Source organism: Sphingobium sp. (assembly GCF_041987595.1).
GTDB lineage: Bacteria > Pseudomonadota > Alphaproteobacteria > Sphingomonadales > Sphingomonadaceae > Sphingobium.
Genome location: NZ_JBHIWJ010000027.1, coordinates 33,135 through 49,378 on the forward strand (window position 1 = coordinate 33,135; position 16,244 = coordinate 49,378).

Annotated in this window: 17 protein-coding genes, 1 tRNA gene and 1 pseudogene; 10 read left to right on the forward strand and 9 right to left on the reverse strand. The window is 64.7% G+C overall.

All coding sequences use genetic code 11. From position 1 onward, the window contains the following. Positions 1-2 precede the first annotated feature (2 nt). The 4 genes from nagZ to ACFC3J_RS09435 form a co-directional block, all read right to left on the reverse strand. Positions 3-1,016: a beta-N-acetylhexosaminidase gene (gene nagZ / locus ACFC3J_RS09420; RefSeq protein ID WP_375195915.1), complete on the reverse strand. Its 1,014-nt coding sequence runs from the start codon at positions 1,014-1,016 to the stop codon at positions 3-5. Positions 1,017-1,067: 51 nt separating this feature from the next. After that, a complete protein-coding gene (locus ACFC3J_RS09425) occupies positions 1,068-1,784 on the reverse strand; it encodes an SPOR domain-containing protein (RefSeq protein ID WP_375195916.1) in 717 nt (238 codons plus the stop codon). 19 nt (positions 1,785-1,803) lie between these two features. Further along, on the reverse strand, positions 1,804-3,531 hold the full coding sequence (gene argS / locus ACFC3J_RS09430) for an arginine--tRNA ligase (RefSeq protein WP_375195917.1): 1,728 nt from the start codon (positions 3,529-3,531) through the stop codon (positions 1,804-1,806). Positions 3,532-3,631: 100 nt separating this feature from the next. After that, a complete protein-coding gene (locus ACFC3J_RS09435; RefSeq protein WP_375195933.1) occupies positions 3,632-4,240 on the reverse strand; it encodes a hypothetical protein in 609 nt (202 codons plus the stop codon). A 155-nt stretch (positions 4,241-4,395) separates the two neighbouring features. Here ACFC3J_RS09435 and ispH point away from each other — a divergent pair, with 155 nt between their 5' ends. Genes ispH through rnhA form a run of 3 tightly spaced genes read left to right on the forward strand, consistent with a single transcriptional unit; the run spans position 4,396 to position 6,784 of the window. Further along, positions 4,396-5,343, forward strand: a complete 948-nt coding sequence (ispH, locus tag ACFC3J_RS09440) for a 4-hydroxy-3-methylbut-2-enyl diphosphate reductase (protein ID WP_375195918.1) — start codon at positions 4,396-4,398, stop codon at positions 5,341-5,343. A gap of 5 nt (positions 5,344-5,348) precedes the next feature. After that, positions 5,349-6,341 (forward strand): homoserine kinase, encoded by a 993-nt coding sequence (thrB, locus tag ACFC3J_RS09445; RefSeq protein ID WP_375195919.1) that lies wholly within the window; start codon positions 5,349-5,351, stop codon positions 6,339-6,341. Beyond that, positions 6,338-6,784: a ribonuclease HI gene (rnhA, locus tag ACFC3J_RS09450; protein WP_375195920.1), complete on the forward strand. Its 447-nt coding sequence runs from the start codon at positions 6,338-6,340 to the stop codon at positions 6,782-6,784. The genes thrB and rnhA overlap by 4 nt, the downstream gene beginning before the upstream one ends. A gap of 108 nt (positions 6,785-6,892) precedes the next feature. Here the strand turns inward: rnhA and def are convergent, their stop codons facing one another. Both def and recR read right to left on the reverse strand, forming a co-directional pair. Beyond that, positions 6,893-7,423: a peptide deformylase gene (gene def, locus ACFC3J_RS09455; protein WP_375195921.1), complete on the reverse strand. Its 531-nt coding sequence runs from the start codon at positions 7,421-7,423 to the stop codon at positions 6,893-6,895. Positions 7,424-7,471: 48 nt separating this feature from the next. Next, entirely contained in the window at positions 7,472-8,068 is a 597-nt protein-coding gene (gene recR / locus ACFC3J_RS09460; protein ID WP_375195922.1) for a recombination mediator RecR, read from the reverse strand. A 54-nt stretch (positions 8,069-8,122) separates the two neighbouring features. Here recR and fmt point away from each other — a divergent pair, with 54 nt between their 5' ends. Further along, positions 8,123-9,028, forward strand: coding sequence for a methionyl-tRNA formyltransferase (fmt, locus tag ACFC3J_RS09465; protein WP_375195923.1), 906 nt, complete (start codon positions 8,123-8,125; stop codon positions 9,026-9,028). Positions 9,029-9,033: 5 nt separating this feature from the next. Beyond that, positions 9,034-9,780, forward strand: a complete 747-nt coding sequence (gene truA / locus ACFC3J_RS09470; RefSeq protein ID WP_375195924.1) for a tRNA pseudouridine(38-40) synthase TruA — start codon at positions 9,034-9,036, stop codon at positions 9,778-9,780. Between the two features lie 6 nt (positions 9,781-9,786). On the opposite strand, the gene ACFC3J_RS09475 is transcribed toward truA, so the two are convergent. Next, a complete protein-coding gene (locus tag ACFC3J_RS09475; protein ID WP_375195925.1) occupies positions 9,787-10,506 on the reverse strand; it encodes a queuosine precursor transporter in 720 nt (239 codons plus the stop codon). 96 nt (positions 10,507-10,602) lie between these two features. Between ACFC3J_RS09475 and ACFC3J_RS09480 the strand changes: the two genes are divergently transcribed. Further along, positions 10,603-10,679: transfer RNA gene (locus tag ACFC3J_RS09480), tRNA-Arg, on the forward strand. A gap of 196 nt (positions 10,680-10,875) precedes the next feature. On the opposite strand, the gene ACFC3J_RS09485 is transcribed toward ACFC3J_RS09480, so the two are convergent. Beyond that, positions 10,876-12,384, reverse strand: coding sequence for a DUF4209 domain-containing protein (locus ACFC3J_RS09485; protein WP_375195926.1), 1,509 nt, complete (start codon positions 12,382-12,384; stop codon positions 10,876-10,878). A gap of 156 nt (positions 12,385-12,540) precedes the next feature. Between ACFC3J_RS09485 and ACFC3J_RS09490 the strand changes: the two genes are divergently transcribed. The 3 genes and pseudogenes from ACFC3J_RS09490 to wrbA all read left to right on the forward strand — a co-directional run. Then, positions 12,541-12,831 carry an ArsR/SmtB family transcription factor gene (locus ACFC3J_RS09490; protein ID WP_375195927.1) on the forward strand — a complete coding sequence of 97 codons (291 nt, stop codon included), beginning with the start codon at positions 12,541-12,543 and terminating at the stop codon, positions 12,829-12,831. 361 nt (positions 12,832-13,192) lie between these two features. Further along, positions 13,193-13,606, forward strand: a complete 414-nt coding sequence (locus ACFC3J_RS09495; RefSeq protein WP_375195934.1) for a hypothetical protein — start codon at positions 13,193-13,195, stop codon at positions 13,604-13,606. After that, positions 13,488-13,841 (forward strand): annotated as a pseudogene (gene wrbA / locus ACFC3J_RS09500) (NAD(P)H:quinone oxidoreductase); the annotation flags it as partial. The gene ACFC3J_RS09495 and the pseudogene wrbA, both read left to right, overlap by 119 nt. Before the next feature lie 34 nt (positions 13,842-13,875). Here the strand turns inward: wrbA and ACFC3J_RS09505 are convergent. Further along, on the reverse strand, positions 13,876-15,504 hold the full coding sequence (locus ACFC3J_RS09505) for a TonB-dependent receptor (RefSeq protein ID WP_375195928.1): 1,629 nt from the start codon (positions 15,502-15,504) through the stop codon (positions 13,876-13,878). 237 nt (positions 15,505-15,741) lie between these two features. Here ACFC3J_RS09505 and ACFC3J_RS09510 point away from each other — a divergent pair. Further along, the coding region (locus ACFC3J_RS09510) for a transposase (RefSeq protein WP_375195929.1) at positions 15,742-16,244 on the forward strand (503 nt) is incomplete at its 3' end.

Consider the following 16,244-nt stretch of genomic DNA (forward strand, 5'->3'; position numbering starts at 1 on the left):
CCTCAGACCAGAACAGGCGCCAGCAGAGCGTCGCGGGTCGCCAGCAGTTCCTCCAGCGGCGGCGCGTCGGGCAATCGATGCGTCGACGCCATGGCGCGATCGAGCCGGGCCTTCGCCGACGCCGTAATCTCGGGCAGCAGTTCAGCGATGCCGACCATGTCGTCCATCCGTCCCCAGCAATTGAGCGCCAGATCGCAACCCGCCGCGACCGTGGCGGCCGCCAGTTCCGGGATGCTTCCTTTCAGCGCCTTCATGTCGAGATCGTCCGACATCAGCAATCCGTCGAAACCAATCCGCCCGCGAATGATCGTCTCGATCACCGATGGCGAGAGGCTGGCAGGCAGATCGGGGTCCCAGGCGGTATAGACGACATGCGCCGTCATCCCCATGGGCGCGTCTTTCAGCGCCTGAAACGGCGCCAGATCTATCGCGAGCGCATCCTCGTCAGCGGTGACGATCGGCAATTCATGATGGCTGTCCACCATCGCCCGGCCATGGCCCGGAATATGCTTGACGATGCCGACCACGCCTCCGTCGGCCAGCCCTTCGATCACAGCCCGGCCCAGCGCGGCCACGCGCATCGGCTCGGCGCCCAGCGTCCGGTCGCCCATGATGTCGCTCGCCCCCTCCTGCCGCACGTCCAGCAGCGGCAGCGCGTCGACGGTGATGCCCGCCTCCCATAGGGTGGCGGCAATGGCACGGGCGTTGGTCCGCGCCGCGGCAATGGCGCTGGAGGGCGCGATTTCATAGAGGCTGTCGAAGACCGCGCCGGGTGGAAAGCTGGGCCAGACCGGCGCCTGCATCCGCGCGACCCGGCCGCCTTCCTGATCGATCATGACCAGCAGATCGTCGCGACCGTGCAGCGCCCGCAGATCGTCGGTCAGCGCCCGAAGCTGCGCCTTGTCCGCTATGTTGCGCCGGAAGAGGATATAGCCCGCAGGCTGCGCCTCACCAAAGAAGGCGCGCTCGTCCGCAGTCAGGGTTTCGCCGGAAAGGCCGAAGATAACGGGTTTCATGGGGCAGATGGTAGCCGCTCGAAAGCCCGCTGTCGAAGGGGTTTGGTCCCTTTAATTGACCACCATGCAGCTCTCGCCCGCGACCTTGAGCTTGCCGCACAGCGTGCTGGCCTGCCCGCCCGCGGCCGCGCGCAGCCGGTAGACGGTACTGCCGCCCACCTCCGCCTCCTCGATCGACATGGGCAACGGCTCCAGATAGGTGAACCGCTTGGACAGGCGCTTCCACGCGTCCCTGGCGAAAGCCTGATTGCCATAGGCGCCAAGCTGGATGGTTCCGCCGCCAGCCGAACGGGCCGCCGTCGCGACGGGTCTGGCCCGGGTTTCGTCGGCCACCTTTGCCGTCACGCTCTGCGCGGGCTTGCCGGGCACGGGAGTCTTGGCCGCACCCGCTGCACCCGTTGGCGTGATCGGCGCTTCGGGCACCCGAGTCGGATCGATTCGCCCGTCACGCGCCACGCCTTCGCTCGCGGCGTAGCTGGCGTCGCCTTCGCCATCGAATTTCCTGGCGTCGGCTTCCCTGGCCGGAACCTTGTAGTCGCCGGCGGGCGCGGCGATCAGCTTGCCTTCGCCGCCCGCCCCGCCCGAACGATTCTGGATCAGCCACACGCCCGCGACGACCGCGCCGATCAGCGCCAGCCCGAACAGGATGAAACCCAGCAGGCGCAGCGGTGAAAGCCCCTGCTCCTCCTCATCCTCGATGGCGGGTTCGAGCCAGGGCAGACGCTCATCGTCGTCCAGGTCCAGCCGTCCCCGCACATAATCGCCCATCAGTCCAAAACTCCGCCGGTCATTGCATTTCGGTCAAGGCTGCCACGCCCATCAGCGCGAGGCCATTGCGGATGATTTGCCCGATTCCACGGCTCAAGAAAAGCCGCGCAGAGGTGGTGGCCGGATCATCCGTCAGGATGACGCGGGCCTTCGGATTGTCGTTGCCGAGATTCCACCAGCTATGGAAAGCCGAAGCCAAGTCATTGAGATAGAAGGCAATGCGGTGCGGCTCGCGGGCCGAAGCGGCCCCCTCCACCACCCGCGGGAACTGGGCGGCGAGCTTCACCAGCCCCAGCTCGTCCGTCCCAAGGCGGGACAGATCTGGCGCGGGCAGGGCGATCCCCGCCTCCTCGGCGCGGCGACCGAGCGAGGAAATCCGGGCGTGGGCATATTGCACATAGAAAACCGGATTGTCCTTCGACGCCTCCACCACCTTGGCGAAGTCGAAGTCCATCTGCGCATCGGCCTTGCGCGTCAGCATGGTGAAGCGCACCACATCCTTGCCGACTTCGCGCACCACATCGGCCAGCGTCACGAAATTGCCCGCACGCTTGGACATTTTCACCGGCTCGCCGTCACGCAGCAGGCGGACCATCTGGATCAGCTTGACGTCGAAGCGCGCCTTGCCCTCGGTCAGCGCGGCGACGGCGGCCTGGATACGCTTCACCGTGCCGCCATGGTCGGCGCCCCAGATGTCGATCAGCTGATCGGCCGTCTGCGCCTTCTGATAATGATAGGCCATGTCGGCGCCGAAATAGGTCCAACTGCCGTTGGACTTCCTGATCGGCCTGTCCTGATCGTCGCCGAACTTCGTCGAGCGGAACAGCGGCAGCTCGACCGGCTCCCAATCCTCCGGCGTCTCACCCTTGGGCGCTTCCAGTACGCCGTCATAGACCAGATCATGGTCGCGCAGCCATTTCTCGGCCGCGTCGGGCTTGCCCGCCGCCTGCAACTCGGCCTCGGACGCGAAGATGTCGTGATGGATGCCCAGCAGCGCGAGGTCGCTGCGGATCATGTCCATCATCGCCGCGACCGCCCTGGTGCGAAAAGGAACCAGCCATTCGCTCTCCGGCGCGCCGACGAAGCGATCACCATATTCGGCGGCCAGCGCCTGCCCCACCGGCACCAGATAGTCGCCGGGATAGAGGCCTTCGGGAATTTCGCCCACGGCCTCGCCCAGTGCCTCGCGGTAGCGGACATGCGCCGAGCGGGCGAGCACGTCCACCTGACCGCCCGCATCGTTGATATAATATTCGCGGATCACCTTATGCCCGATATGCTCGAGCAGGGTCGCCAGCGCATCGCCGACCACGGCGCCCCGGCAATGGCCCATATGCATGGGGCCGGTCGGGTTGGCGGAGACATATTCGACATTGACCGTCACGCCCTCGCCCGAGGTGGAACGGCCATAATCCGCCGCCTCGGCGTGGATGGCGGCCAGTTCGGCGCGCCAGGTGGCATCGGTCAGGCGCAAGTTGATGAAGCCGGGGCCGGCGATGGACGCGCCCTCGACCTCGTCCAGCTTCTCAAGACCCGCGACGATCTTTTCCGCCAGAGCGCGGGGATTGGTGCCCGCCGGCTTGGCCAGCACCATCGCCGCGTTGGTGGCCAGATCGCCATGGCTGGGATCGCGGGGCGGCTCTACCGTCACGGGCTTGCGGTTGAGACCGGCGGGCAGCGTGCCGTCAGCCTCCAGCGCGTCGAGCACGGCGTCGAGATGGGCGGTGAAGCGGTTGTAAAGAGACAAGGGACGAACTTTCTTACAAAGCGCGTTCGTCCTGAGCCTGCCTCATTTCGAAAAAGCCAGGGGCTTCGGCAAGCTCAGCCCGAACGGTAGATAACGGGCTTTAACGGGTAGCGTTGTAACGGAGCTGATCCTGGGTCAGATTGAACCCCACGAGCAGCTCGAAGCTGGTTCGCTGCAACGCCGCCTTGACGTCCGGCTGCGCGAAGGGATCGATCGCGGCATCGGCATCGCCCGCCTTGCGTTTCTGCGTGATCTTGCGCTGAATGTCTTCCGGCAGGGTCGCGGCGGCCTTGCTCACATAGGAACCGGCCTTGGCAGCGGCGCTTGCGCGATATTGCCCTGCGGGAAAATCAAGCGTCACCTGACCCACGCGCTTGGCAACGACCGCATTTCCGCTGCGCACCACGGCCGAAAAATAAGGCAGCGTCACCTGCCGCGCGGCGCTCGCGTCGCTGCGGCGCGCATTCACCGTAAAGGTCGCTTCGGTGTAAAGCTGATCGCCATCGGCGCAGGTGGATCGCAGATCGGTGATGTTCGCCACCACGTCGATCGCCCTTGCGTCAGTGCTGCCCGCCGGATTGAACAGGGTAATGTCGCCGGTCTGGGCCGGGATCGCCGCGACCGGACAGGCCGAACGGACGGCCACGATACCGCCGGTCGGGTCGATTTCGCCCCTTTGCGAGCAGCCAGCAAGGGCCAGAGCGATCATTCCGGTCAGCGCAATTCGAGTAAAGGTCACAGGCAATCCCTTGGGAACAGGCGTTGGGCTTCTTATCCGTAGCCTGTCCCCCACGCAACCGAAACCAATCTCGACATAAAGGAAGCGGCTTTCATCCTCCGCGCCTTTCGCCTAAGCGCCAAGGAATGACATCGCGCCCGCCCATCAAGCTGCTCATCGCCGCCCCGCGCGGCTTTTGCGCCGGAGTCGACCGTGCCATCATTATCGTCGAGAGGGCGATCGAGAAATATGGCACCCCGGTCTATGTCCGCCATGAGATCGTCCACAACAAGTTCGTCGTCGACAGCCTGAAGGCCAAGGGCGCGATCTTCGTCGAGGAACTGGATCAGGTGCCCGACGGCGTGCCGGTGGTGTTTTCGGCGCACGGCGTGCCCAAGGCGGTCCCGGCCAAGGCGGAGGAGCGCGGCCTCGACTATCTGGATGCGACCTGCCCGCTGGTGAGCAAGGTCCACCGCCAGGCCGAACGGCAGGTGGAGGCCGGCCGCCACATCCTCTTCATCGGTCACAGAGGCCACCCGGAGGTCATCGGCACCTTCGGACAGGTCGACGCGGGCCATATGACCCTCATCGAGACGGAGGAGGATGCGGAAACCTTCGCCCCCGCCGACCCCGACAATCTCGCCTTTCTGACGCAGACGACGCTTTCGGTCGATGACACCGCCTCCATCGTCGCGACGCTTCAGCGCCGCTTCCCGACGATCCACGCGCCCAAGGGCGAGGACATCTGCTACGCCACCTCCAACCGGCAGGCGGCGGTCAAGGCGATCGCGGCCCGGTGCGACGCCGTCTATGTGATCGGCGCGCCCAACAGCTCCAACTCTCTGCGGCTGGTCGAAGTGGCGGAGCGCGAAGGCACCCCCGCCCGCCTGATCCAGCGCGCCGACGACATTGATTTCGTCTGGCTGGAGAGCGTGCGGACGCTCGGCCTGACCGCAGGGGCATCTGCCCCGGAAGTGCTGGTGCGCGAAGTCGTCGGCCGGATCGGCGAACGCTTTGCCGTGACCGAGGAGCAGGTCGAAACCGCCCGCGAAAGCATCTCCTTCAAACTTCCCCGCGGTCTGGAGGCCGCCTGAGTCCGATGGCCGTTTATACCCAGGTTCCCGCCGAAGAGATCGACGCTTTCCTCAGCCGCTATGACGCGGGCCGCCTGGTGTCCGCCAAGGGCATCGCGGAAGGGGTCGAGAACAGCAATTATCTGCTCGAAACCACCGGTCATGACGGCGCTTCTGCTTCTGGGGGGGGCCACCGTTATATCCTGACCCTCTATGAAAAGCGGGTGGATGAGGCCGACCTGCCTTTCTTCATGGATCTGCTCGATCATCTGAGCGCACGCGGATGCCTCGTCCCTCGGTTCATCCCGGACCGGGAAGGAAAGCGCCTCCAGCAGCTCGCCGGACGCCCGGCCTGCCTGATCGAGTTCCTGACCGGCATTTCGGTCACTGAACCGACCGTGGGTCAGAGCCGGGCGGCGGGCGCGGCGCTGGGCGCGATGCACAGCGCAGTGGAAGGCTTCACCGGCGAGCGCCGCAATGCGCTCGACCTGCCCGGCTGGCATGATCTCGCGGCCCGATGCGGCGAGGATTTCGACCAGATCGCGCCCGGCCTTGGCGCCCGCGTGGCGGACGAGCTGGCCTTCCTCGACGCGCATTGGCCCAGCGATCTGCCGCGCGCGGTAATCCATGCCGATCTTTTCCCCGACAATGTGCTGATGCTGGGCGACGAGGTGACGGGCCTCATAGACTTTTATTTCAGCTGCACCGACATCCGCGCCTATGATCTGGCGGTGACGCACAGCGCCTGGTGCTTCAGCAATGACGGCGCAACATGGTTCAGGGAACGCGCCATGGCGTTGGGCGCCGGCTATGACGCCACCCACGGCCTCTCCGAAGCCGAGCGTTCCGCCTTCCCGATCCTCTGCCGGGGCGCGGCGCTGCGTTTCCTGCTGACGCGGGCCTATGACTGGATCAATACGCCTGCGGATGCTCTTGTGACGCGCAAGGATCCCCTCGCCTATCTGCGGCGGCTGGATTTCTACGCCGGCGCCAATCCGGCGGATCTGCTCGGCGCATGAGCGATCTGCCGCAGGTCGAGATCTTCACCGACGGCGCATGCAAGGGCAATCCTGGCCCCGGTGGCTGGGGCGCGGTGCTGCGCTTTGGCGACAAGGAGCGGGAAATTTCTGGCGGCGAGGCGCAGACCACCAACAACCGCATGGAAATGATGGCAGCGGTGCAGGCGCTGGAGACATTGAAGCGCCCGTGCAGGGTTACGCTCTACACCGACAGCAAATATGTGATGGACGGCATCACCAAATGGGTTTTCGGCTGGCAGAAGAATGGCTGGAAGACGGCGGACAAAAAGCCGGTCAAGAATGCCGAAATCTGGCAGGAGCTGGTGAAAGCCGCCGCGCGCCACAAGGTGACATGGCAATGGGTGAAGGGCCATGCCGGCCACCCGGAAAATGAGCGCGCCGACCAACTCGCCTGCGCCGCGGCGGAGGGTTTCCGGAAATAGGGTTTGGCGGCCTTGCAAACGGCCAAAACCAGCCTGCCCGCCCGCGCCCACGATAAAAGCGCCCCGGCTTTGCCTGCCGAAGCGCCTTATTCCAGGCGATCGCCCATTTCAGGCGGCTTTGCGCGCCTTGTTCAGCTTCTTCAGCAGCATGTCCCGCTTCAGGCGCGAGAGGTGGTCGATGAACAGCACGCCCTGCAAATGATCCATCTCATGCTGAAGACAGGTGGCCAGCAGCCCTTCCAGCTGTTCCTCGTGAATCCGGCCATCCCGATCCATCCAGCTGGCGCGTATCGATGCGGGCCGCTCTACCTCGGCAAACTGGTCCGGAACCGACAGGCAGCCTTCGTTGTAAACGGAAAGATCATCCGACCCTTCCAGTATCTCGGGATTGATGAACACCATCGGCCTTTTGACCGGCGGCGCCCCTTCCTCGTCGGATTCAGGTTCCTGAAGGTCAATGACCAGCACCCGCTTGGGCACGCCGACCTGAATCGCGGCCAGACCGATGCCGGGCGCATCATACATGGTCTCGAACATGTCATCGATCAGACGCTGCAAATCATCATCGATCGCCTCCACCGGAGACGAGATGGTACGCAGGCGCGGATCGGGCGCCTCCAGGATAGGTAGAATGGCCATGGCCGTAAAATAATCCGACGGCGGCGAAAATTCAAGCGACCGGCAAATTCAGGAAATCGGACGCCGCGCCCTGAGCGCCTGCGCCAGCGTGCCTTCGTCCAGATAATCCAGTTCCCCGCCCACCGGCACGCCATGGGCCAACTGGGTCAGCCGCACGGGAAAGCCCTCCAGCCGCTCGGCCAGATAATGGGCGGTGGTCTGCCCCTCCAACGTGGCATTCATCGCCAGCACCACCTCGTCGATGCCGCCGGCTTCCACGCGCGCCACCAGCGCGTCGATCGACAGATCTTCGGGCCGCACCCCCTCCAGAGCGGAAAGCCGTCCGCCCAGCACATGGAAGCGCCCCGGAAAAAGGCGGGATTTATCGAGCGCCCAAAGGTCCGACACATCCTCCACCACGCAAAGCGCCCGCGCATCGCGGCGCGGATCGGCGCAGATGCCGCAGGGATCGATGGTATCGACATTGCCGCACAGACCGCACGTCACCAGCCGGTCGTTCACCGCATCCAATGCGCGCAGCAGCGGCTCCAGCGCGGATTCGCGCTTCTTGAGCAGGTGCAGGACAGCGCGCCGCGCAGAACGCGGGCCAAGGCCGGGCAGACGGGAGAGCGCCTGCGTCAGCGCTTCGATCTCGGGAGAAGCCATGGAACCGGAATAAGGGCTTGCAAGTCATGGGCACAAGGGGTTTGAGGTGCCGTCATGCGTATCGTTTACATGGGAACCCCCGATTTCGCCGTTCCGGCCCTTATTGCATTGACCAGGGCCGGCCACGAAGTCGTCGCGGCATATAGTCAGCCCCCTCGCCCTGCGGGTCGGGGCAAGGCGCTGCGTCCCTCCCCCGTCCATGCCAAGGCACAGGAGATGGGTATCGAGGTGCGCACGCCGGTTTCGCTCAAAGACGCAGAGGTGCAGGCCGCCTTCGCCGCGTTGAAGGCCGATGTCGCGGTGGTGGCCGCCTATGGGCTGATCCTGCCAAAAGCCATATTGGAGGCACCGCGCTTCGGCTGCATGAACATCCATGCCTCGCTACTCCCCCGCTGGCGGGGCGCAGCGCCCATCCAACGCGCCGTCCTGTCGGGCGACAACGTCACCGGCGTCACCATCATGGACATGGAGGCGGGCTTGGACACCGGGCCGATGCGCGCCAAGCACGTGACCCCGATCGAAAGCAAGACGGCAGGCGAACTCACGCGGGAACTGGCCGAGGCGGGTGCCGAATTGATGATCGAGGTGCTGGACGATCTTGCCCTCCACCCGCCCATCCCCCAGCCGGAAGAGGGCGTCACCTATGCGTCCAAGATCGAAAAGGCGGAGTCGCGGATCGATTTCAGCCGCGACGCGCATCAGGTCGAGCGCCAGGTCCGCGCCTTCAACCCCTTCCCCGGCGCCTTCTTCGAATATCGTGGCGAACGGTTCCGCATCCTCGCCGCCCATGTCGAGGAGCATGAAGGCCCCTCAGGGGAATTGCTCGACAACAGCCTGCTGATCGGCTGCGGCCACGGCGCGATCCGTCCCACGCTGATCCAGCGCGCGGGCAAGGGCGCCATGTCGGCGGGCGAACTGCTGCGCGGCTATGACATGCCTGCGGGCAGCCGGATCGACTGACAGCGATGACGCGGTTCGCCTTCACCGTCGAATTTGACGGCCGCCCCTTCATGGGCTGGCAGCGGCAGGCCCATGGCCCCAGCGTGCAGCAGGCCATAGAGGACGCCATCCATGCCGTGACCGGCGAAGATGCAGTGGTTCACGCCGCAGGGCGCACCGACGCGGGCGTCCATGGCCTCGCGATGCGCGCCCATACGGACATCAACAAGGAGATGACGCCCTTCCGCCTGATGGAAGCGCTCAACGCCCGGCTGCGGCCAGATCCGGTTGCGATCCTCGCCTGCGACACGGTGCCTGACGACTGGCATGCCCGCTTTTCCTGCCTTGGCCGTTCCTACGTCTATCGCATCGCCAATCGCCGGGCCCCGCTGACATGGGAAAGCGGCCTCGTCTGGCGCGTGATCCAGCCGCTTGATGCCGGAGCGATGCACGAAGCGGCCCAGCTTCTGGTCGGGCTGCATGACTTCACGACTTTCCGTTCGGCCCATTGCCAGGCGGAAAGCCCGGTCAAGACGCTGGACCGGCTGGATGTGGAGCGGAACGGAGACCGCATTGCCATCCATGCAGAGGCCCGGTCTTTTCTGCATCATCAGGTGCGATCCATGGTCGGTTGTCTGGCCATGGTCGGCATGGGCCGCTGGTCGATCGGCGATCTGGAGGCGGCCCGCGACGCGAAGGACCGCGCCGCGCTCGGCCTCAACGCGCCGCCCGACGGCCTCTACTTCGTGCGCGCCCGCTACCCGGGCGAATGAACGGGGTCAGAGACTGGCGCGGAAAGGCGTGAAATTGGTGCCCTCGTCATAGACGTCCAGCCCCTCGGCCCGCTTGAGACCGCCGACCACTGCATAGGTCACCGGCGTCAGCACCGCTTCCCAGGCCACCTTCATCGCCCAGTTGGTGACCATCACGGTCAGCACCTGTCCATTGGTCCAGACCCCGTAGAAAGCCAGCGGATAGAAGAAGATGCTGTCCACGCCCTGACCGACGACGGTCGAGCCGATGGTCCGGGTCCACAGATATCTGCCCTGCGTCAGCAGCTTCATCTTGGCAAGGACGAAGCTGTTGGCGAATTCGCCCGCCCAAAAGGCGGTGAGCGAGGCGAAGACGATCCGCCATGTGCTGCCGAACACGGACTCATAGGCCTTCTGATCGGGCCAGCCCTCCGCCGGGGGCAGCTTCACCACCACCCAGCTCATCAGCGCCATGAACAGCATCGCGCCGAAGCCCGCCCAGACGCAGCGCCGCGCCCGCGCATAGCCATAGACTTCAGTGAGGACGTCGCCCAGCACATAGCCGAGCGGAAAGAAAAGGATGCCCGCGCCGAAGGTGAAGCCGCCGACCGTGGACAGCTTGGCCGCGCCGATCAGATTGGAGAGCAGCAATATGGCGACGAAGGCCGCCATGCAGAAATCGAAATAACGCAGGGGACGCGCGCCCAGCGCATCTGCCTCGATTTTTCTTACCCCCGGATCGGTCATGGGCCATCTGCATAAATGGCCTCCCTGCAAAAGCAATGACATGATTGCGCCCCATCATTGCACAGACGCCCAAGCATCGCTATCGAACGCGCCGACGGCCCCGTAGCTCAGCTGGATAGAGCATTCGCCTTCTAAGCGAATGGTCACAGGTTCGAATCCTGTCGGGGTCGCCAATCCTTCTGTGCTGTTGCATCAGCGAGGCACCGGAGACGCACAAAGCGTCACCTCTTTTACGTGAGGACGGGCGGGCCAGAAAGTGGCCTCTCCAACGATTTCTAGGCGATCGCCACGTCACCGCCAAGTGCAATGTTCAGCGCCGGCGTCCCACAACGAATCACTTGTCGAAATCAACGCCAGCGACCGATCGTATCAGATGGCCTTCTCGATCAGCGGAGCGACCTCGTCACGCCAGTATCGGCGAAGCGGGAGCACGACGAGCCACAGGATAAACCAGCATCCGTAGATCGCGTAGGGCGAATGGAACGCCCCCCACCCGAGCTTGCCGTGGGCGAGCTCGTTCCGCAGCGAAGGACCAGGGCGGAAGTTGAAGACGATGTCGATCAGGTGGACTGCGTCCTCACCGAGGATCTCGGTCAGCCGGGGCCGGTCGACATCGAGCAGTGCACCAAGCGACCGGTCTCCCTGCAGCAGGTCCGACTCGATCTTCGACGGATCCTCACCGTGCGTGATGAGGATGTGCCGGAGGATGTTCTCGAGCTGTGGGAACAGCAGATGGCAGGCGGTCAGGTAATCGCCCTGGATCATGCGGACGAGGCCGACGGCCATGATCTCGATCCGGCCCGCGGGGATGAAGGGGCTGTTGACGACGATCGGAGCGACGTGGCGTTCGGCGATGGCAAATCTGGTCAGCAGCGTCCGGCGGGCGGGTTCGATCCGGCCGTTGACATGCTCGACGAGGACAAACTCCATGTGCTTCACGGCCTCGGCACGATACCAGACGTCATCAGGCTCGGCGTCCAGGTTCAGCGCGTCGACGCGGGCGACCTCCCGCCCCTGCCCGTCCATATGGACGCTGGCGAACAGATTGCAGAGCGGATGCTTCTTCGCCTGATCCAGAACGATCTTGCGAAGCTCGGCCTCGCTGGGCGGTGCGGCCATCTCTATCAGCAGCGCCAAGGCCTTCCCCAACGGCGCCTCCTGGAACAGTTCGGCAGTGGCGGCCTGCATTTCGCCGAGATCCATCGACCACTTGTGCGAGACGATTTCGGCCTGGGCGGCGCCCTGCAACTGGCGCAATTCGTCGCCGAGAGCGCGGACGCGGTCGACGCTGCCACTGACTTGGCGCATCTCGCCGATTGCCGCCATCGTCCAGTGCGCCTTCGCCGAGGCCTGGCCGCAGTCGTCGCGCATGCGCAGCGTCGCCTCCGCCCGCTCCATCAGGCAGCGCATCTCCTCGGGCTCATCGCCGACCATCGCATGGCACCGCGCGGCCAACGCCCAAAGGCGGCGGAGCATCTCGGCATAGGTGTCAACGGGCGCCGCGACGGCCAGCCGCTCGGCCACCTGCGCCACATCCGTAGGCTCGATGAGGCGGTAGCCGAGGCCGAGTTCGGAGAATTCGACGAAGCGGAACAGATCGGTCCGGTCGACCGTGGCCGCATGGCAGACGTCGAAAGCGCCGCGGACGCTCTCGGCAATCTGCCCCTTCTTCTCGGTCCTGCTGATGAGCGCCAGAGCGCGCGTCATCATCTCGAGCGCCTCGTGCACGGTCCGGTCGAGATCGGGGAACTGCTGTTCGATCTGGCCCGCGACATGCCGCCGGGCAAGAAGGCAATAGGCCTCCATCGCGGCACGTGCGGCGCGGCCCTGTCGACGGTCGTTGTGGAACGCGACGTCGCCCAGCCGGGCGCGGAGCATCTACATCTTTCCGCGGCCCCGTCGGTTCTGCCGCGCCGTTCCAAACTATATAGTCCAGAGTTGTTCAAGGTTCAATGACTGTTGAATATTTGTTGTTTCGTCTCCGATCGGGATTGAGTTCTAGCTCTCCGTTCAAGGTTCAATTATGTTTGAAGAATGTCTCGACCAAACCTCCCGATCTTCACCGCACTCGGCCAGCAGACACGCTGGAGGGCCTTCGAGGTCCTTCTTGAACATGGCGAACAGGGACTGCTCCAACGCGAGATCGCGGCGGCGCTCGGCATCGAGAAGAACCTCATGTCGGTGCACTTGCGGATCCTGAAGGAAGCGGACTTGGTTTCCGCCGAAAAGAACGGCCGAGAGGTCACCTACCGCGTGACGCCCGCCGCCGCGCGCGAGGCGGCCGAGACCCTTCTGCGGACCATCGACGGCGGCAAGGCCGCCTGACAGGTTCGAGCCGAATGACGGTCGCCGACAATGACCGCTTCCGCGCGCTCATGACATCCCGTTGTGCCGTTCCCTGCGTCCAGCGCTGGCCTCACCTCGACGCCCCGAACGCCAGCCATGGACGCCGAATGGCACCTGAATTCGGACGTGCCTTGGTATAGCGAGTTCGCTGGCTCTCGCATCTACCTGCGCCAGCATCCCCCATGTCACACTAATGGGTGGGACCGATGCAGACCCCCGGAGAGGCCCGCGACCTCTTCCTGCCCGGATGGCATCCGCGACGGAGCTGCGCAGGCGCATCACCCTGGTGGCGTCCGCCCTTCCCCGTCGATCGACCCGATCCCTGACAGGAGGATAGAACATGAAGCCCAAGAAGTTCCAACGCCACGCCGATCCCGCCACCGAGGAGATGGTCTCGTCGCGCTATGCGCCGAAGATCGGCGACAAAGAGGTCCTCATCGTAAGCCACGGCGTGCTGCCGCTACCGACCACGACGCTGGCTCACAACGCCGATCCGATGACCCGCGTCGGCTGGTTCAAAGAGATGTTCCTGCCGTCCGATGCGCTCGACTGGCCGCTGAACGTCGCCGTCGTCCGCACCGGCGATCAGGTCATCCTGGTCGACGCAGGCCTCGGCGGCCAGTTCCCCGGTTTCCATGTCCAGCCAGATGGCATCCTTCCTCGATCAGGCCGGCGGCCTCTGGATGCGGGGCGCACTCAACGGCAAGGTCGGCGGCGCGTTCACCTCCTCCGCTACACAGCACGGCGGCAATGAGATGACGCTCTTCTCGATCATGACCAACCTCATGCACTTCGGCATGACCATCGTCGGTCTCCCCTACAGCCATCCCGGTCAGGGCACGATCGACGAGATCATCGGGGGTGCCCCTTACGGCGCGACCACGATCGCGGGCAGCGATGGCTCGCGGCAACCCTCCGAGATCGAACTCGCCGGCGCTCGCCACCAGGGCATGCTGGTGGCGACCACTGCGGCCAAGCTGTTCGACTGATCGCCCGGTGCCTTCGGATCTTCGACCGTAGTGGTCAGAACGTCTTCGTGACCCTGGCCTCGAAGGTTCGCGGCGCTCCGAGGAATCCGCTGTAGGATCCGGCTTGCAGCGGGGTCGCGAGCACCTGCTCGACATAGGTCACGTCGAGCAGGTTGCGCACGCCGACCTCCAGATTGAGGCGAGCGGAAGGGAACCCGACCCCCGCCTTGATGTCGAGGATGTCGACGGGACCCTGCCGATAGGTGCCCGCCGTGTCGACGAACTGGCTGCTCGTGTAACGGTATTGAACCCGACCAGTGACCGACATGGTCCGGGACACAGGCGCGTCGATGCTGGCGGCCAGGTTGGCGCTCACCCGTGGTGCGAAGCGGAAGCGTGCCCCCGCGAGCGCCGGATCGATCCCGCCAGCAGCGTCGTATCGGGCGCGCGGTATCCATGTCAGATTCGCGTCGAGCGCCAGGTGTCTGGTGAGGCGAAACCTGTTTTCGATCTCGACACCATAGTCCTCTGCCCCCTGCGCGTTGATGACGGTCGTGCGGATGCCGACAAACTGTGCGATCTGGAGGCTGCTGATGTCGTAGTGGAATAGCGCCACGTTCGTCCGCGCTGCACCGCCGAGATACGAAACCTTCGCGCCCACCTCAAACGCGTCGATCGTCTCCGGCCGGTATTCGGGATTGAGCGGCCTTCCTCCCAGAACCTCGGCAGGATTGTTCTCTCGCGTGCCAGCACCGTTGGCGTCGATGTTCACCCCGCCGGATTTGAAGCCGTGGTTGTAGGTGGCGTAGAGGAGCGTCGACGAGGAGGGCTGGAACTCGATCCCGAACGTGCCGGTGATCGCGTCGTCGTGGTGCTTGGCGTCATATGCGGGGCCCGGCTGGATCCCCAGCAGGCGGAACGGCTCTGCCGCCGCCGCCCGATAGTAGCGATAGGCGAACCTGCCGGTCTTGTCCTCAATCGAGTAGCGAATGCCTCCGGCGATGCTCAGCCGGCTCGTCAGGCGCGTCTCCGCGTGCGCGAATACCGAATAGGTCCGGGCGGTGCCTCCCATGTCCTCATCCGCAATAAGGCCCGGAGGCGCGTCCGCGATCCCAGGCGGCAGGCCGAGACCGGAGAGCAGCGCGTCCCACACCGGTTGAGCCTGCGCGCCCCATGGTAGCTTGCGTCCCATCACAAGTCGCTCGTCGGATAGGAACGCTCCGAGAAGAAGCGTCCCGTTCAGTCGCTCGACGGGCAACGAAAAGGTGACCTCCTGCGACAGGAAGCGGCTTCTGAAGCTCTCGTCGTAGCGGAAGATGTCCGCGCCTGAGAAATCCGGATCCATGTCGATCTGATCGACTGAATAGTGCCGGTAGCCAGTGATCGACTTGAGCGCTCCACCAAATGCGGCGGCCTCGATGATCATCGCCGCGCCGTAGTCCTCCAAAGTCTCTCGGCCATCCCCGTTCAGGCTTTGCTGCCGATCCCGGGGGCGCTTCGAGGGAACTACGCCGCCCGCGGCGACGATCAGCGAGTCGATGAAAGGTTGGAGCGGACCGCCGACGACCGGGGACGTCGCGTAGCAGCAGTTGCCGGTTCCTCTGGAGTAGTCGCCTATCAACTGCACAGTCGTGCCGCCGGCCAGCTCCACCAGCAGGTCGGCCTTCGCGCCCTTGGTGGTCAAACTGTTCAGCGATCGGTTTCGCGTGACGTCGGAGTAGAACCCGTCCGTATGGGAAATGGTCGTCGCAATGCGGAGTGCGGCATGATCCGAGAGCGGAACGTTCGTCGATGCCCGCAGGAGCAGAGTGTCGTAGGAGCCATAAGTGACCTCCCCCTCTCCCGAGATGGCGTCGAACCTGGGGGGACTGTCAGGATTTCCGTGTGTGGCCGGGCATAATGGGCAACAAGGAGTCCCACTATGTCACGACGCAAAGAACCTGCCATACCGAATGAGCTTCTCGATCAGCTTTTGGCGGGCGGCGCTGCCAGTGCCGCCTTCGAGCAGGGCGGTCTGCTCGATTCGCTGAAGAAGGCGCTGACAGAGCGTGCCCTGAATGCGGAGATGGATCACCACCTCGCTGGCGAAGACGGCGCCGGCAACATGCGCAACGGCTACGGTCGGAAGACGGTAATGACCGACACCGGCAAGTTGGCGATCGACGTGCCGCGCGATCGCCAGTCGAGCTTCGACCCGCAGTTGATCGCCAAGTATCAACGCCGCTTTCCCGGCTTCGACGACAAGATCGTGTCGATGTACGCGCGCGGCATGAGCACCCGCGAGATCACCAGGCACCTGCACGATCTATACGGCATCGACGTCTCACCCGATTTGATTAGCACGGTGACCGACGCCGTGCTCGATGAGGTCGCCAGCGCGCCTTCACCGAGGCCCGAAATATTCTCGCGCACCAGCGAGCCGAG

Coding starts and splice junctions, on each gene's coding strand:
- nagZ (WP_375195915.1), bottom strand. CDS start 1,016: ATGAAACCCGTTATCTTCGGCCTTTCCGGCGAAACCCTGACTGCGGAC.
- ACFC3J_RS09425 (WP_375195916.1), bottom strand. CDS start 1,784: ATGGGCGATTATGTGCGGGGACGGCTGGACCTGGACGACGATGAGCGT.
- ACFC3J_RS09435 (WP_375195933.1), bottom strand. CDS start 4,240: ATGATCGCTCTGGCCCTTGCTGGCTGCTCGCAAAGGGGCGAAATCGAC.
- ispH (WP_375195918.1), top strand. CDS start 4,396: ATGACATCGCGCCCGCCCATCAAGCTGCTCATCGCCGCCCCGCGCGGC.
- thrB (WP_375195919.1), top strand. CDS start 5,349: ATGGCCGTTTATACCCAGGTTCCCGCCGAAGAGATCGACGCTTTCCTC.
- rnhA (WP_375195920.1), top strand. CDS start 6,338: ATGAGCGATCTGCCGCAGGTCGAGATCTTCACCGACGGCGCATGCAAG.
- def (WP_375195921.1), bottom strand. CDS start 7,423: ATGGCCATTCTACCTATCCTGGAGGCGCCCGATCCGCGCCTGCGTACC.
- recR (WP_375195922.1), bottom strand. CDS start 8,068: ATGGCTTCTCCCGAGATCGAAGCGCTGACGCAGGCGCTCTCCCGTCTG.
- fmt (WP_375195923.1), top strand. CDS start 8,123: ATGCGTATCGTTTACATGGGAACCCCCGATTTCGCCGTTCCGGCCCTT.
- truA (WP_375195924.1), top strand. CDS start 9,034: ATGACGCGGTTCGCCTTCACCGTCGAATTTGACGGCCGCCCCTTCATG.
- ACFC3J_RS09475 (WP_375195925.1), bottom strand. CDS start 10,506: ATGACCGATCCGGGGGTAAGAAAAATCGAGGCAGATGCGCTGGGCGCG.
- ACFC3J_RS09485 (WP_375195926.1), bottom strand. CDS start 12,384: ATGCTCCGCGCCCGGCTGGGCGACGTCGCGTTCCACAACGACCGTCGA.
- ACFC3J_RS09490 (WP_375195927.1), top strand. CDS start 12,541: ATGTCTCGACCAAACCTCCCGATCTTCACCGCACTCGGCCAGCAGACA.
- ACFC3J_RS09495 (WP_375195934.1), top strand. CDS start 13,193: ATGAAGCCCAAGAAGTTCCAACGCCACGCCGATCCCGCCACCGAGGAG.